This is a genomic window from Rhodococcus sp. YH1, assembly GCF_009939605.1.
GTDB classification, from domain to species: Bacteria; Actinomycetota; Actinomycetes; order Mycobacteriales; family Mycobacteriaceae; genus Rhodococcus; species Rhodococcus aetherivorans.
In genome coordinates this window covers 1-26,043 of the sequence record NZ_WVTE01000266.1, presented here as the reverse complement: position 1 = coordinate 26,043, position 26,043 = coordinate 1, and the positions used below count along the sequence as shown (strand labels likewise).

Sequence of the window (26,043 nt, the reverse complement as noted above, 5' to 3'; positions counted from 1 at the left end):
GTCCACCGGTGGCACGCTGGTGACGATCCGACCATTGCACAGAGAAGGGATGGACCCGATGCGATTCATGGATTCGCTCAAGGGCCTGGTCGACAAGGGCAAGGACTATGCCCGGAAGAACCCGGACACGGTGAACAACGCCATCGACAAGGCCGGCGATCTCGCCCGGACGAAGGGGCCCCGAAAGTACTCCCGGCACGTCGGCAAGGCGCAGGAAGCGGTGAAGAAGACTCTCGGCACCGAAGGTCGCGGACCGGGTCCGGCTGCCGGACCCGGCCCGGCTCCCGGACCCGACGTCCGATAGCGCGGCGTCGGACCCGGCCCCACGTCCGGTCGCGACCTGCTGTGGCAGGCTTGGCCCGCTCGATCATTCGGACGAAAGGACGCGACGTGGGTTTCATGGATTCGGTCAAGGGGCTGGTCGACAAGGGCAAGGAGTTCGCGGCGCAGAACCCCGACAAGGTCGACGAGGCGATCGAGAAGGCCGGTGATCTCGCGGACCGCAAGACCGGCGGAAAGTACGCCGAGCAGGTCGACAAGGCGCAGGACGCGGCGAAGAAGGCCCTCGGCGCCGGATAGGCCGGGGCCGCCGATCGGCCCGTGCTGCCGAGGGGGAGCGGGGCGGGCACGCCGGTGCCGTCCACCCTTCGTTGAACGGTCGATCGGTCTTGTTAAGGTGGCTGGTGCCTTCCGCCGGGATCGACGCAGATCCCGGCGGGCCGCCCAGGGGGAGTCGGCGGTGTGTCGGTCGGGGGTTGTCGAGGGGATGTACGTCGGATGCCTCGGGCCGAGGTGTCTCGTCGGAATCCGCCTCGCGAGAAAGGTGAGTGAGTGGCCAAGCAAGCCCGCGCCGCAGTGACCCGGCAGCAGATCGTGCACGCCGCCGCCGCGATGTTCGACGAACGAGGGTTCCACGGCGCCAGCTTCGCCGACATTCTCCGCGACACGGGACTGTCCAAGGGGGCGGTGTACTTCCATTTCGCGTCGAAGATCGACCTCGCCGGCGCCATCGTCGCCGAGCAGCACCGCCGCTCGATCGCGCTCGTCGATGCGATCGCCGGCACCGAGGCGTCGACCCTCGAACAGATCGTGATGCTGTGCCACGGCATCGGCCGGCAGATGATCGAGGACCCCGTCGTGCGCGCCGGGATCCGGCTCACCCTCGAACTCGGCAGTCTCGACAAGCCCGCCGGGCCGTACCTGGACTGGATCACGGCCTGCGAGGCGTTCGGCCGTCGTGCCGTCGAGGAAGGCGACCTGGATGCCCACCTCGATCCGTCGATGCTGGCGCACTTCGTGATCTCCGCGTTCACGGGCGTGCAGCTCCTGTCCGACGTCCTCGCCGGGCGCGTCGACCTCGAGGAGCGGATCGACCAGATGTGGACGCTGCTGCTGCCCGGCATCATGCCGACCTCCCGCCACGACGCGATCGAGACGGTGCGCGGGGCGCGCTGGTCGCTACCTCTCGGCGGCGACCTGCTTCCCGTATCGGCTACGTGAGCAACTGCGCGTAGTCGTCGCGGCGCTCGGCCGGGAGGAGCGTGTTCAGCACGAAGCGGGTCTGGAGCCGGATGTACTCGTCGAGCGTGTAGATGGCCCCGAAGTGCCAGTGCTTGAGCGCCCAGCCGTGCGCCAGCAGCATGATGTCGAAGACCATCAGGTCGACATCGACCGGGTTCATCACGCCCGCATCGATCCCCGCGTCGAGCGCGGCGCGCAGCGGCGCCGAGGACTCCACCTCGAGTTCCTTGATCCGGGCGCGTCCGGCGTCGTCGAGAGTGCGGCTCTCCCGGTAGGTGAGCACCGTGGCGTGGAGGTTCTCGTCCACGATCTCGATATAGCGGCGCATCCCGGCGGCGAGCCGCTCGACGGGGTCGTCGCCGACGGCGTCCATGGCCGGTTCGAGCTGGTCGCGGAAGGCGTCGAGGATCGCGAGGATGGTCGCGAGGAGGACGTCCTCCTTGCCGCCGAAGTACTTGTAGATCAGGCCCACGCTCACCCCGGCCTCGTCGGCCAGCGCCTGCATGGACATCTGGTGGAACCCGGTCCGCTGCATCACCGTCACCGCGGCGTCGAGCACCTGTTTGCGGCGGGAGCTGGTGCGCACGGCTCGCACGGCCTCGTCCACGGGTAGCGCGTCGTGGTCGGTGGTCATGGTGGTGCTCCTCGTCGCCGCTGGGTCGGATCCACAGTACCGAGTGATCCGGGCGGGTCGTCCGGCGCAGCCCCGGGCGGCGGACATCCCGCGACGGCCCGCACGCCGGGCTACCGGGCGCGCGCGACGAATCCTTCCAGCAAGCGGACGGTGTCCGGCGTCTCGATCAACCGGCTGATCTCGTCGAGCTCTCGGGCGAACCCCTCATCGCCCCGAGCTGCGACGATGCAGCGTTTGGCGGCCGCGTAGGCGGCCGGCGGCAGCTGCGCGAGTCGATCGGCCAAGGCTCGGGCCTCGGTCTCGACGTCGGCGTCGGTGGCCCACTGCACGATTCCGAGCCGTTCGGCCGCACGGCCGGTGACCAGTTCGGCGCCGAGAACGAGCCGGTGCGCCACCGACGGACCGGCCAGCCGGGTGAGCCGTTGCGTGCCCCCCGCGCCGGGGAGGAGCCCGATTCCCACCTCGGGAAGCCCGAGCTTCACCGAGGCGCCCGCGACGCGGAAGTCGCACGCGAGGGCCAGCTCGAGGCCGCCTCCCGTGGCGGCACCGGCGAGGGCGGCCACCGAGGGCTTCGGCAGCGCCTCGATGCGGGCGAACACGTCCTGGAGCCGTGCGGTGAAGCGGCGCAGGCGTGCACCCCGATCGGGCTGCGTGCTCCAGGACTCCATCATCGCGATGTCCGCGCCTCCGCAGAAGATCCGCCGGGCACTGCGGATCAGGACGGCCCGTACGGCGGGGTCCTCGCCCAGCGTCGTGACCGCCTCGGCCAGGGCCTCCGCCTGCGCCTCGTCGAAGGCGTTGGCGGGGGGACGGTCGAGGGTGATGATCCCGACGCGGTCTTCGCGTGTGGTGACGACGCTCACGGTTACTCCAGCAGGTGTCGGTAGCGGGTTCGGTGTTCTTGTGGCAGAACGGTGTTGAGCACGAACCGGGTCTGCAGCCGGATGTAGTCGTCGAGGCTGTAGAGCCGGCCGAAATGCCAGTGCTTGAGCGCCCAGCCGTGGGCGAGCAGCACCAGGTCGAAGACCATCAGGTCGACGTCGACCGGGTTCATGATGCCGGCGTCGATGCCGTCGGTCAGCACCGCACGCAGCGGGGCGGAGGTGGCGATCTCGAGCCGCTTGAGCATCTCCCGCCCGGCCGGGTCGAGCGTGCGGCTCTCGCGGTAGGTCAGGGCCACGGCGTCGAGGTTCTCGTCGACGATCTCGACGAACCGGCCGATCCCCGCGGCCAGGCGCTCCACGGGGTCCGTGCCGGCCGCCGCCATCGCGGGCTCGAGCTGATCCCGGAACGCGTCCAGGATGGCGGTGATGGTGGCGAGGAGGATCTCCTCCTTGTTGCCGAAGTACTTGTAGAGCAGGCCCACGCTGACGTTCGCCTCGTCGGCCAGCGCCTGCATGGACATCTGATGGAACCCTGTGCGCTGCATCACCTTCGCGGCAGCGATCAGGATCTGCCTGCGCCGGGAGTTCGCACGGACCACGCGCACGGCCTCGTCGATCGGCAGCTCGCTCGGATCGGCCGACATGGGCGTCCTCCTCGTCGCTCGGGACGTCCGCTCAGATCCCGAGATCCTTGGCGACGATCGTCTTCATGATCTCGGTGGTGCCGCCGTAGATGGTCTGGATGCGGGCGTCGACGAACGCGCGTGCCACCGCGTACTCGCGCATGTACCCGTAGCCGCCGTGCAACTGCAGGCACCGGTCCGCGACCCGCACCTGCAGTTCGGTGGCCCACCACTTCAGCCGCGCCGCGCGGGCGGCGGTGAGCTCGCCGGCAACGTGCTCGGCGATGCAGTCGTCGAGGAACGTGCGGGCCAGATCCAGCTCGGTGGCCAGTTCGGCCATCACGAACTGGGTGTTCTGGAAGCTCGAGACCGGCTTGCCGAAGGCCTTGCGCTCCCTGACGTAGGTGAGGGTCTCGGCGAACACGCCCTCCGCCGCGGCGACCGCGCCGATCGCGAGCGACAACCGTTCCTGCGGCAGGTTGTGCACGAGCTGGTAGAAGCCCTGTCCCTCCTCGCCGAGCCGGTTCGCGACCGGGACCCGCATGTCCGTGAAGGCCAGCTCGCTGGTGTCCTGCGCGTGCAGGCCGATCTTCTCCAGATTGCGCCCGCGGGAGAAGCCGGCGGTGTCGGCCTCGACGACGAGCAGGGTCAGGCCCTTGTGCGGGTCGTCGGAGGTGCGGGTGGCGACGACGAACAGGTCGCCGTTCTGCCCGTTGGAGATGAACGTCTTGGCGCCGTTGACCACGTAGTGGTCGCCGTCGCGCACCGCCGAGGTGCGGATGCCGGTCAGGTCGCTGCCGGTGCCGGGTTCGGTCATCGCGATGCCGAGGACGGTCTCGCCGGTGACGGCGCCGGGCAGCCAGCGCGCCTTCTGCTCGTCGGTGGTCATGTCGGTCAGGTACGGCAGCACGACGTCGTTCTGCAGCGAGAACGCGATCCCGGCGGCCGCGTTGCCCGCCCGGTTGACCTCCTCGATCAGGATGGCGTTGTAGCGGAAGTCGTCGACGCCGGGACCGCCGTACTCCTCCGGGACCGGGAAGCCGAGCAGGCCCAGCTTGCCGGCCTCGGTGAACAGGGACCGGTCGAGGCAGCTCGCCCGTTCCCAGTCCTCGTGCACCGGGGTGATCTTGTCCCGGACGAAGTCACGGACGACCTCGCGGAACTGCAGGTGCTCGGAGTCGTGGATCAATCGTGCGTTCATGGTGGGATTCCTGTCAGCGGAAGGCGTTTTCGCCGGTGAAGGCCTGGCCGAGCACCAGCTGGTGCATCTCGGGGGTGCCCTCGTAGGTGAGCACGGACTCGAGGTTGACCATGTGCCGGATGACGGGGTACTCGAGGGAGATGCCGTTGCCGCCGAGAATGGTTCGCGCGGTGCGGCAGATCTCGATGGCCTCGCGGGTGTTGTTGAGCTTGCCGAAGCTCACCTGCTCGGGCCGCAGCCCGACGCTGTCCTTGAGCCGGCCGAGGTGCAGCGACAGCAACTGGCCCTTGTGCAGTTCGACGGCCATGTCGGCGAGCTTGGCCTGGGTGAGCTGGAATCCGCCGATGGGGCGGCCGAACTGGGTGCGCTGCATCGAGTAGTCGCGGGCGGCCTCCCACGCCGAGCGCGCGGCGCCCATCGCGCCCCAGATGATGCCGTACCGCGCCTCGGACAGGCTCTGCAGCGGCGCCTTGACGCCCTTGGCCTCGGGCAGCAGCGCGTCGGCGGGCAGGCGCACGTTGTCCAGGACGAGTTCGCCGGTGACCGAGGCGCGCAGCGACAGCTTGTGCTTGATGGTGTGGGCGCTGAAACCGGGTGTGTCGGTGGGCACGACGAAGCCACGGACGCCCTCGTCGGTGTTCGCCCAGACCACGGCGACGTCGGCGATGGAGCCGTTGGTGATCCACATCTTGCGACCGTCGAGAACCCAGTCGGACCCGTCCCGGCGGGCGCGGGTCTTCATCGCCCCCGGGTCGGAGCCGACGTCGGGTTCGGTCAGGCCGAAGCAGCCGATGATCTCGCCCGCCGCCATGCCCGGCAGCCAGCGCCGCTTCTGCTCCTCGGAACCGTTGTTCCAGATCGAGAACATCGCGAGCGAGCCCTGCACCGAGACCAGGGAGCGGATGCCGGAGTCGGCGGCTTCCAACTCGAGGCAGGCGAGGCCGTAGTGCACGGCGGACGAGCCACCGCACCCGTAGCCCTCGAGGTGCATACCGAGGAGGCCGAGCTTGCCGAATTCGCGGGCGAGGTCGCGCACGCCGGGCAGGTCGCCGGCCTCGAACCACTCCGCAATGTGCGGAGTGACGTGCTCGGCGCAGAACTTGCGAACGGTGTCGCGGACGGCGAGCTCGTCGTCGGAGTAGAGCGAGTCGATGGCGAGCGGGTCGAGGGCGTCGAACTTGGGGAGGGTGGTGGCGGTGCTCATCGGGTCATCCTCGAGTCGGAGGGAGCGGAGAAGAGGCCGGCGGCGAACTCGGCCGCGGCGGCTTCGGTGGCCTTGTAATGCAGCTTCTTGCCGGTGGGGGAGACGGGCAGGGTCTCGACGAACCGGTAGGCGCGCGGCCGCTTGAACGACGAGAGCATCGGGTGGGAGCGGCAGTGGGCGTCGAGGTGATCGACCGTCAGCGAGGGATCCTCGGCGACGATGTAGGCGACGACGATGCGTCCCCACTTCTCGTCCGGGACGCCGACGACGAGCGAGTCCTGCACCTGCGCATGGGCGTTGAGTGCCTCTTCCACCTGCACCGGGTGGACGTTCTCGCCGCCGGAGATGAGCATGTCGTCCTTGCGTCCGACGATGGTGACGAACTCGTCGGCGTCCCAGGTGGCGAGGTCGCCGATGTGCAGCCAACCCTGGTGGAACTTGGCCCTCTCCTGGTCGGGGGTGTCGAAGTAGGCGTTGGCGCACTTGGGGGAGCGGACGATGACCTCACCGACGTCGTGGCCGTCGTGGGCGACGACGTCGTCGGGGTCGGCGAGCCGGTCGGGATAGACGTGGACGACGCGGACCTCGTCGTCGGTGCAGGCGCGGCCGGCGCTACCGGCGCGGTCGGGCAGGTCGGCCGGCCGCAGGAAGGTGTTCCAGAAGGCCTCGGTGGTGCCGTAGCCGTTGAAGATCCGGGGGTTGAGCACCTTCTGGTAGCGCAGCGCCGCCTCCTTCTCGAGCGGCGCGCCCATCGTGACGATGCCACGCAGGCTGGACAGGTCGCGCGGGCGCGCCTCCTGGGCGGCGGCGAGCATGGCGAGATTGGTCGGTGCGCCGATGAGGAAGGTCAGTCCGTACGCGGCGACGAGGTCGAGGACCCGGTCGGCGTCGAACGACCGCAGCGGCACCACTTCACCGCCGATGTAGAACGTCGGGTTGGGCCCGCCCGCGTGCAGGCCGCCGCGGTGGAACCACGGGGTCATGTTGAGCGTCTTGTCGTCGGGGCCGAGCGGGAAGTGCATGATCACGTCGTGGGCGCTGAAGATCTCGATCATGCTGTTGAGCGGCACGCCCTTCGGCATGCCCGTCGTGCCGGAGGTGTAGAGACGGGTGGTCTCGTCCCACACCGTGCGATGGAGCGGCGGTAGCGCGATGCGGTCGGCGGCCAGGTGCCGGTACCGCATCACCGTGACGCCGTCGACTTCGACGGTGTCGCCGTCGCCGACGGCCACGATCACCCTCGGGGTGTGCGCTGCGAGCCGCAACGCCTCCTGCACCATATCGGTGAGTTCGGTGTCGTAGACGAATACCGCAGGGGTGCACTTGTCGAGGACGAACGCCGTCTCGCCGGCCGCCAGGCGGAAGTTCACCGGCGAGCCGACCGCCCCGACGGCCTGCGTGGCGAGGTAGAGCTCGGCGAATTCGACGCCGTTGAACAGCTGGTAGGCGACGACGTCCCCGGTCTGCACCCCCGCGTCCGCCAGGCCCGTCGCGATCCGGTCGACGCGCTCCCCGAGCTGCGCGTAGGTCCACTGCCGCCCGGTGCCGGGGTCGCTCAGGGCGACCTGGTGTGCGTAACGCTTGGTGTTGCGCCGGAATCCGTTGAGGTACGTGAAGTCGTTCTCGAAGTACTCCCGGTAGGCCCGGGCGTTGTACGACGCGGTCATGGTGTCCGTCCTCCCTCGCGTGTCCGCGGTCAGCCGGCCATCGTGAGGCCGCCGCTGACGCTGATCACCTGACCGGTGACGAACGACGCGGCCTCCGACGCGAAGAACAGCACGGGGGCGGCGACTTCGTCGGGCCGGGCGAGCCGGCGGAACGGGATGGCCTTGATCAGTGCGGCCTTGAGCTTCTCGTCCTGTGCCTGGAACAGCGGGGTGTCGGTGGGGCCGGGGCACACGCAGTTGACGTTGATGCCGTGCCGCGCCATCTCGCGGGCGAGGGACTTGGTCAGCGCGATGACGCCGCCCTTCGCCCCGGCGTAGATCGACTCGCCGGAGCTGCCGACGCGGCCGGCGTCGGAGGCGAGGTTGATCACGCGGCCGCCGTTGCCGGCTTCGATGATGCCGGGCAGGAAGGCGCTGCACACGTGCACCGGGCCGAGGTAGTTGATCGCCACGACCTTCTGCGCGAATTCGGGTGTGGCGTTGAGGAACTGATCGGTGCGGTCCCAGCCGGCGGCGTTGACGAGCACGTTCGGCACGCCGACCTCGGCGTGGGTGCGCTCGCGCAGCTCGTCGACCTGGGCCCGGTCGGCGATGTCCACCGGCAGGGCGGTGATCAGCTCGGGGTACTCCTTGGCGGTGGCCTCGGCGGCGGCGAGGTCGAGGTCGGCGGCGACCACGCGGTCGCCCTGTGCGGCGAAGGCCAGTGCGATGGCCTTGCCGATGCCGGAGCCGGCGCCGGTGACCAGTGCGATGTTGCTCATGAGGGGTCCTCTCGGGGAATCCGAAATGGGGAGGGATCAGGCCTTGACGAACTTGGCGAAGTCGGCGGGCCGCTTCTCGGCGAACGCGTTGGCGCCCTCGAGGCCCTCGTCGGACTTGCCGAACAGGTCGAGCGCCGACATCGCGAGGTTGCTCAGGCCGGCCTGGTGGTCGGTGTCCGCGTTGAACGACTGCTTGAGGAACTTGATGGCGGTGGGGCTCTTCTCGGCGATCTCGGCGGCGATCGCCTTGGCCTCGTCGAGCAGCTTGTCCTGCGGCACGACCCAGTTGACCAGGCCCCAGCGCTCGGCGGTGGCGGCGTCGTACTGGCGGCACAGGTACCAGATCTCGCGGGCGCGCTTCTCGCCGACCACGCGGGCGAGGAAGGCCGAGCCGAAACCGGCGTCGAACGATCCGACCTTCGGGCCGGCCTGGCCGAACTTGGCGTTCTCCGAGGCGATCGTGAGGTCGCACAGCACGTGCAGCACGTGTCCGCCGCCGACGGCGACTCCGTTGACCGCGGCGATGACCGGCTTCGGGATGTCGCGAATCAGCTTGTGCAGGTAGCCGATCTCGAACATGCCGCTCTCGGTGGGGCCGTAGTCGCCGGTCTCGGCGCGCTGCTTGACGTCGCCGCCGGTGCAGAACGCCTTCTCGCCGGCGCCGGTGAGGATGATCGCCGAGACCCGGCTGTCGGCCCACGCGGCGCGGAACGCCTTGATGAGCTCCTCGACGGTCTTGCCGCGGAACGCGTTGTAGCGGTGCGGGCGGTCGATCGTGATGATCGCCGCGGGGCCGTCGATCTCGTAGGTGATGTCCTCGAACACGGTCATGATGACTCCTCGTCAGCGCAGGTCGGGTCAGGAATTGAAGTTCTGTTCATGAGTGATGAATTGTGCTTCACTAACTATGAACGTACATTCACTACCGGAGGGTGTCAAGGGTCACACGGCCCCCGGTTTCGGAAGGGAGATCTACGGATGATCGACGTCTACGTCGTCGACGGAGTCCGCACACCGCAGGGCCGCTACGGCGGCGCGCTCGCCCCGGTGCGGCCCGACGACCTGGCCGCACTCGTCGTCGGCGAGGCCGTCGCACGCAGCGGCGTCCCGGCCGACGCGATCGACGAGGTGATCCTCGGCGCCACCAACCAGGCCGGCGAGGACAACCGCAACGTCGCCCGCATGGCGGTGCTGCTCGCCGGCCTGCCGCAGACCGTCCCCGGGTACACCGTCAACCGCCTGTGCGCGAGCGGGCTCACCGCTGTCGCCTCCGGGGCCCAGGCCATCCGGTCCGGGGAGGCCGACGTCGTCGTCGCCGGCGGGGTCGAGTCGATGACCCGGGCGCCGTGGGTGATGAGCAAGCCCGGCACGCCCTGGGCCAAGCCCGGCGCCGTCTTCGACACCGCCATCGGCTGGCGGTTCACCAACCCGCGCTTCGACGACACGACCACCCTGTCGATGGGCGAGACGGCCGAGGAGGTCGCGGCCCTGCACGGCATCACCCGGGAGGCGAGCGACGCGTTCGCGGTCCGCAGCCACCGGCGCGCCCTCGCCGCCATCGACGCCGGCCGGTTCGAGAAGGAGATCGTCCCGGTGCCGGTGCGCGACGGCGTCGTCGACGTGGACGAGGGCCCGCGGCGCGGGACCGACGAGGAGAAACTCGCCCGCCTGAAGCCCGTGTTCCGGGCCGGCGGCATCGTCACCGCCGGCTCGTCGTCGTCGCTGTCCGACGGCGCGTCCGCGTTGGTGCTCGCCGGCGCCGACGCGGTGCGCCGGCACGGGCTGACGCCGCGCGCCCGGATCGTCGGCAGCGCCTCGGCGGCGCTCGCCCCGCACATCATGGGCCTCGGCCCGGTCCCCGCCACCCGCAAGTTGCTCGACCGCACCGGCTGGACCCTCGACGGCATCGGCGCGATCGAGCTCAACGAGGCCTTCGCCGCCCAGTCGCTCGGCGTCATCCGCGAACTCGGCCTGGACGAGGACCTCGTCAACGCGGACGGCGGCGCCATCGCGCTCGGTCACCCGCTCGGCTCGTCCGGGGCGCGCATCCTCGTCACCCTGCTCGGCCGCATGGAACGCGAGGGCGCGGCGCGGGGCCTGGCCACCCTGTGCGTCGGTGTCGGCCAGGGCGTGTCGCTGGCGGTGGAGGCGCTGTGAGCGACCACATCATCTCGACGATCCCGCCCGGGCGGTGCGGTACGGGGCGGTGGACAGGTAGAAACGCATGACCCGATTCCTGGAGAAGAGGACCAGCAGATGACAGGACTTCCCGACCGTGTTGCCGTGATCGGCGGAGGCCGCATGGGCGTCGGCATCGCCCATGCCTTCGCCGCGCTCGGCGCGACCGTGACCGTGTCCGAGACCGGCGACCTGGATGCTGCGCGAAAGCGGCTGACGGACAGCCTCTCCCGCGCGGCCGAGCGCGGCAAGCTCGTCGATCCGCTCGACGTGGTGGCCGGCCGGGTCGCGTTCGTCGCGTCGGTGGCCGAGCTGCCCGGCGACACCCGGCTGCTCGTCGAGGCGGTGCCCGAGGATCCCGGCCTGAAGAGGCGCGTGCTCGCCGACGCCGAGCGCGTCGTGCCCGACGACGCGGTGATCGCCACCAACACCAGCTCGCTGTCGCCGACGGAGCTGGGCGCCGCCCTGAGGAACCCGTCCCGGTTCCTGGGCATGCACTTCTTCAACCCGGTGCCCGCGTCGGAGCTGGTGGAGATCGTGCGCGCCGAGACGACCTCCGACGCGCTGGTGCGCGACGTCGCGGGTTGGGTAGAGCTGCTCGGCAAGACGCCCGTGGTGGTGCGCGATTCGCCGGGCTTCGCCACCAGCCGCCTCGGCGTGCTGCTCGGCCTGGAGGCGATCCGAATGCTCGAGGAGGGCGTGGCCGACGCCGAGTCGATCGACCGGGCAATGGAATTGGGGTACAAGCATCCGATGGGCCCGCTGCGCTCGACGGATCTCGTGGGCCTGGACATCCGGCTGGCCGTCGCGGAGTACCTGCACGGCACCCTGGGGGAGCGGTTCGCGCCGCCGCAGTTGCTGCGCGACAAGGTGGCCCGCGGCGAGCTCGGCCGCAAGTCCGGCCGCGGCTTCTACGACTGGAGCTGAGCGAGCAAGGATCCGACGTCCACGCACGAACGGGGGCGGGTCCGTAACCACGGACCCGCCCCCGTTCCGGGTGCGGTCAGTCGACGGTCACCATGGCGGGCTCGGCCGCCCGGTGCGTCCCGCTCGGGCTTGTCGCGAGAGTCTCGTGACGGGTGGGCACCAGCACGGTGAAGCCCGCGCCGAGCAGCGCAATGCCCGCGAAGATGTAGAAGGCGATGTTGCTGCTCAGTCCGGCGCCGAGGATCAGCCCACCGACGAGCGGCCCGAAGATCCCGCCGAGACGGCCGAATCCGGCGCACCACGCGACGCCGGCGGCGCGTGCCGTGGTCGAGTAGTAGTTGGCGACGAAGCCGTAGATGAGGATCTGGGTGCCGATCCCGCCGATACCGGCCGCCGCGACCGCGCCGAGCAGCACCGCCAGCGGCAGGTCGAGGGTGAGCACGATGAGCGACAGCACCGCGAGCAGGAACGTGCCGACGATGACCCGCTGCGGGCCGGTGCGATCCGCCGCCCGGGAGGCGAGCACAACGCCGGCGATCGCGCCGCCGTTGAGCACCAACAGGAATGCCAGCGAGTTCTTCGCGTCGAATCCGGCGTTCTCCATGATCTTCGGCAACCAGGTGTTGAGCCCGTACGTGAGCATGATGCCGCCGAAGCTCATCAGGCCGAGCAGTGCGGTGCCGAGCGCGTACCGGCGGGTGGCCAGCGCGGCGAATCCGACCTTCTGGGCGCCCGCCCGCTCGACGACGAGTTCTTCGGCTGTCGGAGAAGGGATGCCGGTGCGTGCGGTGATCGCGTGGGCCTCGTCGATCCGGCCACGGGCGACGAGCCAGCGGGGCGACTCGGGAAGCCTCAGCAGCACGAGCGGCAGCAGGATCACGAGGGGCAGCGCTCCGATCCAGAACAGGCCGCGCCAGCCGATGGCGTCACGCAGCAGCAGGGCGAGCAGCGACGCCATGACACCGCCGAGAGGGACGCCGCAGTAGACGATCGCGTTGTACATGTTCTTCTTGCTGGGCGGCGCGAACTCGGCGACCACCGCGCCGGTGGTGGCGATGAGTCCACCCACGCCGATGCCGGTGAGCAGTCGCATGGCGCCGAACATCGTCACGGAGTGGGTCATCGCCGCGGCAGCCATGCCCACCGAGAACCACGTGATGCTGATCAGTGTCAGCTTTCGGCGGCCGACCCGGTCGCCGAAGGCGCCGGCGAGCAGGGCGCCGATCAGGACCCCGATCAGGGCGTACGAGCCGAGCACCCCGGCCTGTTCGGCAGAGACGGCACCGAGCTGGGTCGGATCCTTCATGAGGATCGGGAGGATGGTTCCGTACACGACCAGGTCGTATCCGTCGAAGACGAGCGCTGCCGTCGCGAGGGCGACGATCCACGTCACCGAGCGTCGATGCTGCGTACTGGTCCAGTCGGCCGAGACAGGGGGCATGAGAACTCCGTGTGTGTCAGGGGGCGAGTTTTCGCCGGGGCGGGTCGGCCCCGTCGGAGCGACAACGATGAGTGAACAAAAATTCGTAGTGGATGAATGCTCATTCATTGTGTTCGACCAGAACGGTAGTGTGGCGCGCGTCACTCTGTCAAGGGTGCGCGTCGAGGCCCTGCCCGGGGTGCCCGGCCGGGGCCTCTACGGCCGATCACGCACAACGCTCGACTGGGAGACCCCAGCCGAGCGTTGTGCGTGATCTACTACCGCCTGACTACCCGCCGGTGTGGCGACGACCCCCGGCTCCGCCGGCGATACCCCCGCTCCACCGGCGATCCCGGGCCCGCCGTCCTGGACGGTCTACAGGAAGGCGCTGATGCCGGTCTCGGCGCGGCCGATGAGCAGCTTCTGGATCTGGCTGGTGCCCTCGTACAGGGTCATCACGCGGGCGTCGCGCATGTACTTGGCGACGGGGTACTCGTCGACGTAGCCGTACCCGCCGAAGAGCTGGATCGCGTTGTTGGCGGCTCGCACCGCAGCCTCGCTGCAGAAGTACTTCGCCTTGGATGCGGCGGTGCCGAACGGTTCTCCGCGCTCGATGAGGTCGGCTGCCCGCCAGGTCAGCAGGCGGCCGGCGTCGGCGTCGACGGACATGTCCGCGATCAGGTCCTGGATCAGCTGGTACGAGGCGATGGGCCGGTCGAACTGCTTGCGGTTCGTCGCGTAGTCGACGGCGGCCTCGAGGCAGCCCTGGATGATGCCGACGCAGCCGGCGCCGACCGAGACCCGGCCCTTGTCCAGCGAGTGCATGGCGATCGAGAAGCCTTGGCCCTCCTCGCCGAGCAGCGCGCTCGCGGGCACCTTCATGTCGGTGAAGTACAGCTCGGCGGTGGCCTGGCCGCGCAGGCCGAGCTTGCCGTGGATCTCCCGGGCTTCGAAGCCCGGGGTGTCGGTGGGAACGAGGAAGGCGGACACGCCCTTCGGGCCGGGACCGCCGGTGCGGGCGAAGACCAGGCACAGGTTCGCCCAGGTTCCGTTGGTGATGAAGATCTTCGACCCGTTGATGATGTAGTGGTCGCCGTCGCGCACCGCGCGGGTCTTCAGGTGTCCGGGGTCGGAGCCGTTGTCGGGTTCGGTGAGACCGAAGCATGCGAGCGCCTCACCCGAAGCGATGCGTGGCAGCCACTCGTGCTTCTGCTCCTCGGTGCCGTGGGACAGAATCACCTTGCCCACCAAGCCCATCGAGACGGACACGATGCCGCGCACAGCGGAGTCGGCGCGGCCGAGTTCCTCCATGCCGAGGCAGTAGGTGATGTAGTCGCCGCCGAGGCCGCCGTACTCCTCGGGGATGGTCAGCCCGAAGAACCCGATCTCGGCGAGCTTGGGCACGATCGAGATGTCCACCGATTCGGCGCGGTCCCATGCGGCCCGGTGCGGGACCACCTCCTTGTCGAGGAACTCGCGTGCGAGTTGCCGGAAACTCTGCTGCTCCTCCGTCAACGCCAGATCCATGTCGACTCCTTGCTGGGGCACCACCGGGGCCTTCGGGGCGGGGTGCGTCGGATTTCGAAAAGCACACGAGCAAAATGAATGCTCATTCACTTGAGGTGAATATACGTTCGTTTCTCGGGGGGTGTCAAGGGTGCGGTGCAGGGCACGCGAGTATCGGTGCCCGGTGGGCTCGGACACCGGGCACTCGGATCGTGCGGCGGCGCCCACCGCCCGTCCGGGTCACAATCGACGGGTGAACGGGACCTGGATCCTCCTCGTCGTCATCGCCGCCGTCGCAGTCACCGGACTCGCGAACCGCGGAAACCTCCAGGCCCCGCTGGTCCTCGTCACCATCGGCTCGATCGCCTCGTTCCTGCCCGGCATGCCGCGGCTCGAGCTGCATCCGGACATCATCCTCGGGGTGGTGCTGCCGCCGCTGCTGTACTCGGCGGCGCTGCGCTTCTCCGTGGCGACCTTCCGCCGGCACCTCGCGCCGATCCTGCGGCTGGGCATCTTCACCGTCCTGGTCACGGCCTTCGCCGTCGCGTTCTCCGCCTCGGCGCTGGTGCCGGATCTGACCCTCGGCGCCGCACTTGTGCTCGGGGCCGTGGTCGCGCCGACCGACGCGGTCAGCGCCGTCGCCGTCGGACAGCGACTCGGACTGCCCAAACGCGTCATCGCGGTCCTCACCGGTGAGGGTCTGGTCAACGACGCGACCGCGCTGACCCTGTTCACCGTCGCGGTCTCCGCCGTCGCCGGCACCCGGGTGCTGGTGGACTCGCCCGTGGTGTTCTTCGGGTACGAGGTGGCCGGCGGCGTGACGATCGGATTGCTGCTCGCCGTCGTGGTGCACCGGGTGCGCGGCCGCATGTACGACTCGCCGCTGGAAACGGTGCTGGGACTGGTGCTCCCGTTCACCGCCTACCTGGCCGCCGAGGAGATCGAGGCGTCCGGTGTGCTGGCCGTGGTCGCAGCCGGCCTGTACATGGGGCACCGGGCCACCGACGCGTCCGTGGCGACGCGCATCCAGGAACGGGCGGTGTGGGAGAGCCTCGACGTGCTGCTCGAGATGTTCGTCTTCGCCTACATGGGACTGCAGCTGAAGTTCGTGATCGACGAGGTCCGCGAGAGCGGTCTCGACGTGCACCGCGCGTTCCTCTACGCGTTCGCGGTGCTCGGTGTGGTGATCGCGGTGCGGCCGCTGTGGGTGCTGCTGCACTGGGCGCGTCGCCGCCTCACGCGGGAGGTCGGGCTCGACCGGCTGGGGCGCGACCAGTTCACCGGCCGTGAGTACCTGGTGATCTCGTGGGCCGGGATGCGCGGTGTGGTGACCCTCGCGGCCGCCGGGGGCGTGCCGCTCGTCCTGGCCTCCGGCGAGCCGTTCCCCGGTCGCGAGACGATCCAGGTGATCGCCTTCGTGGTCGCGGTCGGCACCCTGCTGATCCAGGGGGCGACGATGCCGGCCCTCATCCGGGTGCTGAACGTCGCCGATCCCTACGAACGGCTGTATGCCCAGGAGCAGATGGAACGTGCGCGGACCATCTCCGGCACTGCCGCCGAACAGCACCTCGCGCTGCTCGCGAAGAACCCGCCCGACGGCGTCGACGCCGAGGCGCTGCAACGCATCCTCGCCCGGGTGAACCGGTCCATGAAGGCCCGCCTCGAAGCGCAGCAGGCCGAGGAGGCCGGTGAGCACGAACCGGCCGTGCCCGACTCGGGCACCCTGTTCGAGAAGCTCCGGCGCTCCGTGCTGCGCGCCCAGCGGCAGGCCCTGATCGCGGCACGCGACAACGGCGACCTCGACGACGAGACGCTCCGCACGGTGCTCGAGGGACTCGACGTCGAGGAGGCGGCCGCGGAGGAACGGCTCAACCGGCGCACCCGGTACTGACCGGGCCCCGGACTGCCGACATCCGCGTTTTCCCGCCGGGGCGGGAGCAGACGATTCTAGGATTCCTTATGGCCGTCGAATCGGTTCCCGAGTCCCCGCCCCGGATCGAATACCTGCGCACGGATCCCGACCTCCCGCCGGTCGGCATCGTCGACCGTTCCCCGATGCCTTCGTCGGCCCGCGTCGTGTTCGTCGTGCTGGCGCTGCTCGGTGGTGTCGCCTGGACGATGATCGCGGTGGTCCGCGGGGAGAACGTCAACGCGGTCTGGTTCGTGATCGCCGCGGTGTGCACGTATCTGATCGCCTACCGCTTCTACGCCAGGCTGGTCGAGAGCAAGATCGTCCAACCGCGCGACGACCGGGCCACCACGGCGGAGATCCTCGAGAACGGAAAGGACTACATCCCGACGGACCGGCGGGTGCTGTTCGGACACCACTTCGCCGCGATCGCCGGCGCCGGTCCTCTCGTCGGTCCGGTGCTCGCCGCGCAGATGGGGTACCTGCCGGGCACCCTGTGGATCATCCTCGGCGTCGTGTTCGCCGGTGCGGTGCAGGATTTCCTGGTGCTGTCGATCTCGTCGCGGCGCCGCGGGCGCAGCCTCGGTCAGATGGCGCGGGAGGAACTGGGCGTCGTCGGCGGAATCGCCGCCATGGTCGCGGTCTTCGTCATCATGATCATCCTCATCGCGGTTCTCGCTCTGGTCGTGGTCAATGCGCTCGCCGAGAGCCCATGGGGTCTGTTCTCCATCGCGATGACCATCCCCATCGCCCTCTTCATGGGGGTGTACCTGCGTTACCTGCGGCCGGGCCGGGTCTCGGAGGTCTCGCTCATCGGCGTCGCACTGCTCCTGCTGGCCATCGTCGCCGGCGGCTGGGTGGCCGAAACGGACTGGGGAGCCGAGTGGTTCACCCTGTCCAAGGTCACCATCACGTGGCTGATGATCGCGTACGGATTCGCCGCCTCGGTGCTACCGGTGTGGCTGCTGCTGGCGCCGCGAGACTACCTGTCCACGTTCATGAAGGTCGGGACGATCGCGCTGCTCGCCGTGGGTATTCTCATCGTCCGCCCGACCCTGCAGATGCCGGACGTCACCTCCTTCGCTCTCGAGGGCAACGGCCCGGCCTTCGCCGGATCGCTGTTCCCGTTCCTGTTCATCACCATCGCCTGCGGCGCACTGTCCGGCTTCCACGCGCTCATCTCCTCAGGCACGACCCCGAAGCTGCTCGAGAAGGAGAAGCAGACCCGGCTGATCGGGTACGGGGGCATGCTCACCGAATCCTTCGTGGCGATCATGGCGCTGATCACCGCCTGCGTGATCGATCAGCATCTGTACTTCGTGCTCAACGCCCCGGCCGGCGTGACCGGAGGCACTCCCGCCACTGCGGCGGACTACGTCAACGGCCTCGGACTGGGTGCCCCGGATATCACCCCGGAGGCCATCTCCCAGGCCGCCGCCGACGTCGGGGAGGACTCGATCATCTCGCGCACCGGCGGCGCCCCGACCCTCGCGTTCGGGATGTCCAGCGTGCTGAGCGACCTGTTCGGTGGCGACGCGCTGAAGTCGTTCTGGTACCACTTCGCGATCATGTTCGAGGCCCTGTTCATCCTCACGACCGTCGACGCCGGCACCCGCGTCGCCCGCTTCATGCTCTCGGATTCGCTCGGCAACTTCGGGGGACCGGCCCGCCGGTTCAAGGACCCGTCGTGGCGTCCGGGCGCGTGGCTGTGCTCGCTGCTGGTCGTGGCCGCGTGGGGTGCGATCCTGCTGATGGGCGTCACCGATCCACTCGGGGGCATCAACACCCTCTTCCCGCTGTTCGGCATCGCCAACCAGCTGCTCGCCGCGATCGCCCTGACGGTCGTGCTCACCGTGGTGATGAAGAAGGGCCTGTTCAAATGGGCATGGATCCCGGGCGTTCCGCTCGTGTGGGACCTGATCGTGACGATGACCGCCTCGTGGCAGAAGATCTTCTCGGGGGATCCCGCGATCGGGTACTGGACCCAGCACTTCGACTTCCAGGCCGCCAAGGACGCCGGGGAGACCAGTTTCCGGTCCGCGACGAGCCCCGCCGCGATCGACGCGGTGATCCGCAACACCTTCATCCAGGGCACACTGTCGATCGTGTTCGCGAGTCTCGTGCTGATCGTCGCCGTCGCGGGAGCCATCGTGTGCGTCAAGGCGTTCCGGGCCGGAGGGCTGCCCACCACCGAGGCTCCCGACGTTCCGTCGAAGATCTTCGCCCCGGCCGGGTTCGTACCCACGGCCGCCGAGAAACGAATACAGCACCAGTGGGACGTGCTCATCGCGTCCGGACGCGTGCGCGCCCCGGGCGCCGCGCACATCCGTCCCGCTCGCGGCCCCCGCTCGGAGCCGACCGGAGCGCACCATGAGTAGGGTGCTCGCCGCGCTCGCCGCGCGGGGACGAACGGTGCGCTGGTGGATCGGAGCGCTGATGGGCGACCACGACTACGCGCGTTACGTCGCCCACCTGGAACGGCTGCACCCCGGAGCCGAGATCCCCACCGAACGCGAGTACTGGCGCACCCGTTACGCCGCCGCGGACGCGAACCCGGGGGCACGTTGCTGCTGAGGCCTGTGCGGGCACCGGCCGGCGCCGCGCCGATCCGCGTGCACCCGGCCACCGTGTACCCCGCAACGGCGTCGCTGCGGTGGCCTAGCGTGAACCCATGATGAGTCCGCTCGACCGCCTGCGTGCCCTGTGCACCGCGCTTCCGGACGTCACCGAACGCGTCAGCCACGGCGAACCGGCCTGGTTCGTCCGCCGCTCCCCGCAGTTCGCCACCTTCGCCGACCACCACCACGACGACCGTGTCGCGTTCTGGGCGGCCGCACCCGCGGGCGCACAACAGGATTGGATCGAGCGGGACCCGGATCGCTTCTTCCGGCCGCCGTACGTCGGCACCCGTGGCTGGATCGGGGTCCGCCTCGACGGCCCCGGCGCCACCGGCGACGCCTTCTGGGACGACGTCGCGGACATCGTCGAGGACGCGTACCGCACCGTCGCGCCGAAGACCCTCGTCGCGCGGCTCGACGCCGAGCCGGGACCGGACCCGCGGTGAGCGCAACCCTCGCCGCACTCCTGGCCGTCGCGTTGCTCGTCGTCGCCGGCGTCACCGTGCTGTGGCTGCGCACCCGGCGCGGCCTGACCACACCGGCCGAACGTGCCGTGCACGCCACCCTGCACACCGCGTCGCTGGCCGCGCGGCCGCTGCGCCGGGGCCTCGACGCGACGTCCGCGCAGGAGGCCGCCCCGCACCTGCGCTCGCTCACCGGCACGTCGTCCGTCGCGCTCGTCGACGCGGACGGCACCCGCCTGGCGTGGAGCGGCCCCTTCGAAGGGCTGTCCGCCCAGTTGCTCACCGCCGCGAAGCGCGCGATCGCCGACGACCGGCGCGTCCTCGTCGGGCACGGCGACCTCCAGCGCGGTCCCGACGAGCAGGCCGCGCGCGCCGTGATCGTGCAGCCGCTCGTCATCGACAACGTCGGGGTCGTCGGTGCGCTCGGCGTCGTGACCACCACCGAGCCCGGCCCGGCTCTGCTCGGCGTGCTCACCGAGGTCGCCCGCTACGCCTGCAGCCAGATCGAACTCGCCGAACTCGACGCCTCCCGCGCCCGCCTCGACCGCGCCGAGGTGCTGGCGCTGCGCGCTCAGATCAGCCCGCACTTCATCTACAACGCCCTGGGCACCGTCGCGTCGTTCGTGCGCACCGACCCCGAACGCGCCCGCGAACTGCTCCTCGAATTCGCCGACTTCACCCGGTACTCGTTCCGCGCGGCCGGGGAGTACACGCTGCTCGCCGACGAACTGCGCAACATCGACCGGTATCTCACGCTCGAGCGGGCCCGGTTCGGCAACGCCCTCGAGGTGCGGCTGCAGGTCGCGCCGGAGGTGCTCAACGTGGTGCTGCCGTTCCTCGCCCTGCAGCCCCTCGTCGAGAACGCCGTGCGGCACGGCATCGCGGGCAAGAGCACCCGCACCGGCACCATCAGCATCGTCGCCGCGGACGAGGGCACCGACTGCGTCATCAGCGTCGAGGACGACGGCGTCGGCATGGACCCCGAACTCCTGCGCTCCGGCGATCTCGACGCCGTCGCCGAGGGACAGGGGCGCACCAGCGCCAAGGAGGCGGCGCACGTGGGACTGGCCAACGTCGACGATCGCCTGCGCGCAGCGTTCGGCAACGACTACGGCCTCGTCGTCGAGACGGCGCCGGGGGCCGGAACGAAGGTCAGCATGCGGGTGCCGAAGTTCCGGCCCGGGATACGGGCATGACGCGACCCTTCCGCCACCCGGCCCCGCTCCGCGCGAGTGGACCGGTCCGCTCCGCGCGGACGGTCCGGCATGGCACGATGGACCGGCTGTGAACGACACCACCGACACCCTCACCGTGCTGGCCGTCGACGACGAACCGCCGGCCCTCGACGAGCTCGCGTACCTGCTGCGGCGACGCGAGGAGATCGGCCATGTCCACACCGCGGGCGAGGCGACCACCGCCCTGCGGCTGCTGCGCGACGGCGGGATCGATGCGGTGTTCCTCGACATCAACATGCCCGGCCTCGACGGCCTGGAGCTCGCCGGCATCCTGCGCAACTTCGCGAACCCGCCCGCCGTTGTGTTCGTGACCGCGCACGACGACCGTGCGGTGGCGGCCTTCGACCTCGGCGCGGTCGACTACCTGCTCAAACCCCTGCGCGAGGAACGTCTCGCCGAGGCGGTGCGCCGCATCGCCGAGCGCCGCCGCACCCGCGAAACCGAATCCGCCGCCGCGGGCGCGGCCGCGGCGGACGAGGTGATCCCCGTCGAACTCGGCGGCGTGACCACACTGGTGCCGCGGTCGTCGGTGCAGTGGGTCGAGGCCGACGGCGACTACGCACGCCTGCACACCGGCACCGGCTCCCACCTGGTGCGCATCCCCATCTCCACCCTCGAGAGCCGCTGGGCAGACGCCGGGTTCCTGCGGGTGCACCGCTCCTACCTCGTGTTGCTGCCCCTGGTGACCGGCATTCGCAGCGTCGGCTCCGGCCTCGTCGTGTGCCTGCGGGCCGAGGAGGGCAAGCCGCCCGTCGAACTGCCGGTGAGCCGTCGCCACACCCGCGAGCTCAAGGACCGCCTGATCCGCGGACCGATGCAGACCTGGACGACCAGATGAGTCCGTCCGGCAACCCGCCGCCGCATGGTTCGGGCGGCCCGCCGCCGCGTGGTTCGGGCGGCCCGCCGCCGCGTGGTTCGGGCGGCCCGCCGCCGCGTGGTTCGGGCGGCCCGCCGCCGCGTGGTTCGGGCGGCTCGCCGCCGCGCGAACGGGTGGTGCTCGCCCAGCGCCGCGGCGCCCGCATGGTGCGCACCCGCGTAGAGGTCCAGGAACAGACCGAGGTCGGGGAGGCCATGGTGCGCGGCCTGGTCCGAGCCCAGCTCGGCCTCGCCGCGCGGCTCTCGCTCGTGGCGGTGTGCCTGCTGTGTGCCCTGCCGCTGCTGTTCCACTTCGTGCCGCGCCTGACGGACCTGACGGTGCTCGGCATCCGGTTGCCGTGGCTGCTGCTCGGATTCGTCGGATACCCGCTGCTGCTCGGCATCGGCGGGCTCTACGTCCGCCTGGCCGAACGCAACGAGCAGGACTTCACCGACCTGGTCGACGACTGAGCGGCTCATGGATACCGGTTCGATCCCCGTCGTCACCGTCATCGGGCTCGTCGCCGCAGCCGCCGCCACCGTCGCGATCGGCATCTACGGAGTCCGGCTGGCCCGCACCACCTCCGACTTCCTCATCGCCTCCCGCAGCGTCGGCCCCCGCTGGAACGCCGCCGCCATATCCGGTGAATACCTCTCCGCCGCCTCGTTTCTCGGAGTGGCCGGGCTGATCGCCAAGTACGGTGCCGACGCCCTGTGGTATCCGGTGGGCTTCACGGCGGGCTACCTGGGCCTGCTGCTGTTCGTCGCCGCGCCGCTGCGCCGGTCCGGCGCCTATACGGTGCCCGACTTCGCGGAGTTCCGGCTCGGCGCGCGATGGCTGCGCACCCTGGCGATGGTGATCGTCGCCGTCGTCTGCGTGCTCTACCTCGTCCCCCAGTTCCAGGGCGCGGGACTGACCCTGAACATCCTGCTCGGCGTCCCCGACTGGGTCGGCGTCGTCGCGGTCGGCTTGATCGTCGTCGGCAACGTCGTCGGTGGCGGCATGCGCTCGATCACCTTCGTCCAGGCGTTCCAGTACTGGCTCAAGCTCACCGCCGTCGCGGTGCCGGCCCTCGTGCTCGCCGTCCACTTCCTCGACGACGACCGCGCCGTCGGGCAGCCGGCGCCGCCGACGGTCACCGAGCGCACCACCGTCGACGTCACCACCGACGTCGTCGTCCAGGTCGGCGAGCCCCTCGAGGTCGCCGCCACCGGACGGGTCGACGGACGGACCGTGGACGGCACCGTGCTGCTCGCGCCCGGCGAGCACGAGGTGGCCGCCGGCACAGCGCTGGTGCTCGAGCCCGGCGCAGCCGTGCCGGTGGTGGCCGGGGCACCCGCCACCAACGACGACTGGGCCGCGCCCGGCGGCGGGATCGGCGGCGCGCACCCGATGTTCCAGGTGTATTCGCTGATCCTCGCCACCTTCCTCGGCACCATGGGGCTGCCGCACGTGCTGGTGCGCTTCTACACCAACCCCGACGGGCGTGCGGCCCGCATGACGTCGCTCGCGGTGATCGCCCTGCTCGGCGTGTTCTATCTGTTCCCGACGCTGCTCGGGGTGTTCGCGCGCCTGTACGTGCCGCAACTGCTCATCACCGGCCGCTCCGACGCGGCCGTGCTGCTGCTGCCGGGGTCGGTCCTGTCCGGCTGGGGCGGCCAGCTGCTCGCCGCGCTCGTCGCCGCCGGCGCGATCGCGGCGTTCCTGTCCACGTCCTCGGGGTTGCTGGTCAGCGTCGCCGGCGTGCTGTCCACCGACGTGCTGCGGGGGCGGGTGCGGGACTTCCGGATCGCGGCCGTCCTCGCCGGCCTGGTGCCGCTCGGCCTGTCGCTGGCGGTGACGTCGCTGGACCTGTCGCGGGCGGTGGGTCTGGTGTTCGCGGTGGCCGCCTCCACGCTGTGTCCGCTGCTGATGCTCGGCATCTGGTGGCGCGGGCTCACCGCGGCCGGGGCGGCCGCGGGCATGGTGGTCGGCGCGGTGGTGGCCGGCGGCGCGGCCCTGGTGGTCGTGCTGGTGCGCATCGACCCCGGGACGGGCGGAGGCTGGCTCGCCGCCGTCATCGGCTACCCGGCCGCCGTGAGCGTGCCACTCGCGTTCGTCACCATGGTCGTCGTCAGCCTCGCCACCCGATCCCGCGTCCCGGCGGACATCGGTCGCGTCTTCTCCCGCATGCACGTGCCCGAGCGGCTGGGGATGGGCCGGGACCGGGAGCTCGGGGCGTTCGAGGACACCGGCGACCCCGCGGACCGGCGCGGACCCGGAAAGTCGCCCCGGCCGCGAGGCCACTGAGCCGCCACTCGTCGCGCCCGGGGGACCGTTCGCCGCACCGGTCGACAGCTCGGCGTGTGACCGGTGCCACCATCTTCTCGTGTGACTCTCGTCTCATTACGGTCTACTGGTAGTACGTCTCACAGGGGCGATCCCTGAAGCCACGACCAAGGAGTCGGCAGTGACCACAGCTCACCTCGGCAAGGGCGGGGCGCTCGAGCGCCGCACGCCCGATGCGCAGGACTTCGTCGACATGCAGGCGAGTCCGGAGTTCCAGGACTTGCGCCGCCGGCTCCGGCGGTTCGTCTTCCCGATGACGGGGCTCTTCCTCACCTGGTACTTCGTGTACGTCCTGCTGGCCACCTACGCCGCCGACTTCATGGCGACCAAGGTGCTCGGCAACATCAACCTCGGCCTGATCCTCGGACTCGCGCAGTTCGTATCGACCTTCGTCATCACCGCGCTCTACGTGCGGTTCGCCAACCGTGACCTGGATCCGCGGTCCGCCGCGATCCGTGAAGAGCTGGAAGGACCGGCCCAGTGACAGTTCTGGCCCAGGGTGCCACCGACGTCGGCAACCCCTTGTTCAACATCGCGATTTTCGTCGCATTCGTCGTCGTGACGATGAGCCTGGTCATCCGGGCCAGCCGCTCCACCAAGAAGGCCTCGGACTTCTACACCGGCGGCGGGCAGTTCTCCGGCCCGCAGAACGGCTTCGCGATCGCCGGCGACTACCTGTCGGCCGCGTCGTTCCTCGGCATCGCCGGCGCCATCGCCGTCTACGGCTACGACGGATTCCTGTACTCCATCGGCTTCCTCGTCGCCTGGCTCGTCGCCCTGCTGCTCGTCGCCGAACTGCTGCGCAACACCGGCCGGTTCACCATGGCCGATGTCCTGAGCTTCCGGCTCAAGCAGCGTCCGGTGCGTATGGCCGCCGCGCTGTCCACCCTCGCGGTGTCGCTGTTCTACCTGCTCGCCCAGATGGCCGGTGCGGGTGGCCTCGTCGCGCTGCTGCTCAACATCGACGGCAAGCTCGGCCAGGGCATCGTCGTCGCCGTGGTCGGCGTCCTGATGATCGTGTACGTGCTCATCGGCGGCATGAAGGGCACCACCTACGTGCAGATGGTCAAGGCCGTGCTGCTCGTCGCCGGTGCCGGCATCATGTTCGTGCTCGTGCTGCTCGCGGTCCGCGGCAACTTCTCGCAGCTGCTGGCCGACGCGCAGGCCATGGTGAACAGCTCCACCAACGAGGCCGTCGCCGGCCGCGACGTGCTCGCCCCCGGCGCCAAGTACGGCATCAGCGACATGACCCGGCTCGACTTCGTCTCGCTCGGCATCGCCCTGGTGCTCGGCACCGCCGGCCTGCCGCACGTGCTGATGCGCTTCTACACCGTGCCCACCGCCAAGGAGGCCCGGCGCTCGGTGACCTGGGCCATCGCCCTGATCGGCGGGTTCTACCTGTTCACACTGGTGCTCGGCTACGGTGCCGCCAAGATGGTCGGACCGGACGTCATCCTCGGCGCCCCCGGCAAGGAGAACTCGGCCGCGCCGCTGCTCGCCTTCGAACTCGGCGGCACCATCTTCCTCGGCATCATCTCCGCCGTCGCGTTCGCCACGATCCTCGCGGTCGTCGCCGGCCTCGCGATCACCGCGTCCGCGTCCTTCGCCCACGACATCTACGCCAGCGTGATCAAGCGCGGCAACGCCTCCGAGGAGGATCAGGTGCGGGTCTCCCGCATCACCGTCGTAGTGATCGGCGTGGTCTCGATCGTGCTGGGCATCCTCGCGATGGGCCAGAACATCGCCTTCCTGGTGGCCCTGGCCTTCGCAGTCGCCGCGTCCGCCAACCTGCCGACGCTGCTGTACTCGCTGTTCTGGAAGAAGTTCAACACCACCGGCGCCCTGTTCAGCATCTACGGCGGCCTGGTCAGCTGCCTGCTGCTCATCGCCTTCTCCCCGGCGGTGTCCGGCAAGCCGTCCTCGATGTTCCCGAACGCGGACTTCGCCCTCTTCCCGCTCGCCAACCCCGGCATCGTGTCGATCCCGTTGGCCTTCGTCCTCGGCATCGTCGGTACCTACATCGGCCGGCGCAAGCTGGAGGACCCGGCCAAGCAGGCCGAGATGGAGGTCCGCTCCCTCACCGGTGTCGGTGTCGAAAAGGCTGTCG

25 protein-coding genes are annotated in these 26,043 nt (G+C 70.0%); 15 read left to right on the top strand and 10 right to left on the bottom strand.

Annotated elements, in window-relative coordinates; translation table 11 throughout:
- Positions 1-58 precede the first annotated feature (58 nt).
- The 3 genes from AIIKEEIJ_RS26980 to AIIKEEIJ_RS26970 all read left to right on the top strand — a co-directional run bounded on the left by AIIKEEIJ_RS26980 (position 59) and on the right by AIIKEEIJ_RS26970 (position 1,500).
- Positions 59-304, top strand: a complete 246-nt coding sequence (locus AIIKEEIJ_RS26980) for an antitoxin (protein WP_161996925.1) — start codon at positions 59-61, stop codon at positions 302-304.
- Between the two features lie 86 nt (positions 305-390).
- The gene (locus AIIKEEIJ_RS26975; protein WP_006941081.1) at positions 391-579 is read left to right on the top strand and encodes an antitoxin; all 189 of its coding nucleotides are present in this window, start codon (positions 391-393) and stop codon (positions 577-579) included.
- A 252-nt stretch (positions 580-831) separates the two neighbouring features.
- Entirely contained in the window at positions 832-1,500 is a 669-nt protein-coding gene (locus tag AIIKEEIJ_RS26970) for a ScbR family autoregulator-binding transcription factor (protein WP_072634535.1), read from the top strand.
- Here AIIKEEIJ_RS26970 and AIIKEEIJ_RS26965 read toward each other — a convergent pair.
- The 8 genes from AIIKEEIJ_RS26965 to AIIKEEIJ_RS26930 all read right to left on the bottom strand — a co-directional run bounded on the left by AIIKEEIJ_RS26965 (position 1,493) and on the right by AIIKEEIJ_RS26930 (position 9,326).
- Positions 1,493-2,155 (bottom strand): TetR/AcrR family transcriptional regulator, encoded by a 663-nt coding sequence (locus AIIKEEIJ_RS26965; RefSeq protein WP_029541912.1) that lies wholly within the window; start codon positions 2,153-2,155, stop codon positions 1,493-1,495. The two genes, AIIKEEIJ_RS26970 and AIIKEEIJ_RS26965, sit on opposite strands and share 8 nt — an antisense overlap.
- A 110-nt stretch (positions 2,156-2,265) precedes the next feature.
- Positions 2,266-3,018, bottom strand: coding sequence for an enoyl-CoA hydratase/isomerase family protein (locus tag AIIKEEIJ_RS26960; protein ID WP_006941078.1), 753 nt, complete (start codon positions 3,016-3,018; stop codon positions 2,266-2,268).
- A gap of 2 nt (positions 3,019-3,020) precedes the next feature.
- The gene (locus AIIKEEIJ_RS26955) at positions 3,021-3,683 is read right to left on the bottom strand and encodes a TetR family transcriptional regulator (RefSeq protein WP_161996924.1); all 663 of its coding nucleotides are present in this window, start codon (positions 3,681-3,683) and stop codon (positions 3,021-3,023) included.
- A 31-nt stretch (positions 3,684-3,714) separates the two neighbouring features.
- Entirely contained in the window at positions 3,715-4,863 is a 1,149-nt protein-coding gene (locus AIIKEEIJ_RS26950; RefSeq protein ID WP_161996923.1) for an acyl-CoA dehydrogenase family protein, read from the bottom strand.
- Positions 4,864-4,876: 13 nt separating this feature from the next.
- Positions 4,877-6,067 carry an acyl-CoA dehydrogenase family protein gene (locus AIIKEEIJ_RS26945; RefSeq protein WP_161996922.1) on the bottom strand — a complete coding sequence of 397 codons (1,191 nt, stop codon included), beginning with the start codon at positions 6,065-6,067 and terminating at the stop codon, positions 4,877-4,879.
- Complete coding sequence (locus AIIKEEIJ_RS26940; RefSeq protein WP_161996921.1) at positions 6,064-7,734, bottom strand: AMP-binding protein; 1,671 nt, start codon at positions 7,732-7,734, stop codon at positions 6,064-6,066. The genes AIIKEEIJ_RS26945 and AIIKEEIJ_RS26940 overlap by 4 nt, the downstream gene beginning before the upstream one ends.
- Before the next feature lie 29 nt (positions 7,735-7,763).
- Complete coding sequence (locus AIIKEEIJ_RS26935) at positions 7,764-8,495, bottom strand: SDR family NAD(P)-dependent oxidoreductase (RefSeq protein ID WP_006941061.1); 732 nt, start codon at positions 8,493-8,495, stop codon at positions 7,764-7,766.
- Positions 8,496-8,531: 36 nt separating this feature from the next.
- The gene (locus AIIKEEIJ_RS26930; protein ID WP_006941059.1) at positions 8,532-9,326 is read right to left on the bottom strand and encodes an enoyl-CoA hydratase-related protein; all 795 of its coding nucleotides are present in this window, start codon (positions 9,324-9,326) and stop codon (positions 8,532-8,534) included.
- 147 nt (positions 9,327-9,473) lie between these two features.
- Between AIIKEEIJ_RS26930 and AIIKEEIJ_RS26925 the strand changes: the two genes are divergently transcribed.
- Both AIIKEEIJ_RS26925 and AIIKEEIJ_RS26920 read left to right on the top strand, forming a co-directional pair.
- Complete coding sequence (locus AIIKEEIJ_RS26925; protein WP_029541919.1) at positions 9,474-10,652, top strand: thiolase family protein; 1,179 nt, start codon at positions 9,474-9,476, stop codon at positions 10,650-10,652.
- 99 nt (positions 10,653-10,751) lie between these two features.
- Positions 10,752-11,600, top strand: coding sequence for a 3-hydroxyacyl-CoA dehydrogenase family protein (locus tag AIIKEEIJ_RS26920; protein ID WP_050034728.1), 849 nt, complete (start codon positions 10,752-10,754; stop codon positions 11,598-11,600).
- A 76-nt stretch (positions 11,601-11,676) separates the two neighbouring features.
- Here the strand turns inward: AIIKEEIJ_RS26920 and AIIKEEIJ_RS26915 are convergent, their stop codons facing one another.
- Positions 11,677-13,041, bottom strand: a complete 1,365-nt coding sequence (locus tag AIIKEEIJ_RS26915; RefSeq protein ID WP_161996920.1) for an MFS transporter — start codon at positions 13,039-13,041, stop codon at positions 11,677-11,679.
- A 354-nt stretch (positions 13,042-13,395) separates the two neighbouring features.
- A complete protein-coding gene (locus AIIKEEIJ_RS26910) occupies positions 13,396-14,547 on the bottom strand; it encodes an acyl-CoA dehydrogenase family protein (RefSeq protein WP_006946371.1) in 1,152 nt (383 codons plus the stop codon).
- A 232-nt stretch (positions 14,548-14,779) separates the two neighbouring features.
- Between AIIKEEIJ_RS26910 and AIIKEEIJ_RS26905 the strand changes: the two genes are divergently transcribed.
- The 10 genes from AIIKEEIJ_RS26905 to AIIKEEIJ_RS26860 form a co-directional block, all read left to right on the top strand.
- Entirely contained in the window at positions 14,780-16,417 is a 1,638-nt protein-coding gene (locus AIIKEEIJ_RS26905; protein WP_050034731.1) for a Na+/H+ antiporter, read from the top strand.
- 68 nt (positions 16,418-16,485) lie between these two features.
- Entirely contained in the window at positions 16,486-18,813 is a 2,328-nt protein-coding gene (locus AIIKEEIJ_RS26900; RefSeq protein WP_006946367.1) for a carbon starvation CstA family protein, read from the top strand.
- Positions 18,806-19,009, top strand: a complete 204-nt coding sequence (locus AIIKEEIJ_RS26895) for a YbdD/YjiX family protein (RefSeq protein ID WP_044476511.1) — start codon at positions 18,806-18,808, stop codon at positions 19,007-19,009. Before AIIKEEIJ_RS26900 ends, AIIKEEIJ_RS26895 begins: the two co-directional genes overlap by 8 nt.
- Before the next feature lie 97 nt (positions 19,010-19,106).
- On the top strand, positions 19,107-19,499 hold the full coding sequence (locus AIIKEEIJ_RS26890; RefSeq protein ID WP_006946363.1) for an MmcQ/YjbR family DNA-binding protein: 393 nt from the start codon (positions 19,107-19,109) through the stop codon (positions 19,497-19,499).
- On the top strand, positions 19,496-20,713 hold the full coding sequence (locus AIIKEEIJ_RS26885; protein WP_006946362.1) for a sensor histidine kinase: 1,218 nt from the start codon (positions 19,496-19,498) through the stop codon (positions 20,711-20,713). The genes AIIKEEIJ_RS26890 and AIIKEEIJ_RS26885 overlap by 4 nt, the downstream gene beginning before the upstream one ends.
- An 88-nt stretch (positions 20,714-20,801) precedes the next feature.
- A complete protein-coding gene (locus tag AIIKEEIJ_RS26880; protein ID WP_161996919.1) occupies positions 20,802-21,590 on the top strand; it encodes a response regulator in 789 nt (262 codons plus the stop codon).
- Positions 21,591-21,772: 182 nt separating this feature from the next.
- Complete coding sequence (locus AIIKEEIJ_RS26875) at positions 21,773-22,078, top strand: hypothetical protein (protein WP_202917667.1); 306 nt, start codon at positions 21,773-21,775, stop codon at positions 22,076-22,078.
- A gap of 7 nt (positions 22,079-22,085) precedes the next feature.
- Complete coding sequence (locus AIIKEEIJ_RS26870; RefSeq protein WP_006930241.1) at positions 22,086-23,897, top strand: sodium/solute symporter; 1,812 nt, start codon at positions 22,086-22,088, stop codon at positions 23,895-23,897.
- Positions 23,898-24,057: 160 nt separating this feature from the next.
- On the top strand, positions 24,058-24,420 hold the full coding sequence (locus AIIKEEIJ_RS26865) for a DUF485 domain-containing protein (RefSeq protein ID WP_006930250.1): 363 nt from the start codon (positions 24,058-24,060) through the stop codon (positions 24,418-24,420).
- On the top strand, positions 24,417-26,043 hold a 1,627-nt coding region (locus tag AIIKEEIJ_RS26860), incomplete at its 3' end, for a sodium:solute symporter family transporter (RefSeq protein ID WP_161996918.1). The genes AIIKEEIJ_RS26865 and AIIKEEIJ_RS26860, both read left to right, overlap by 4 nt.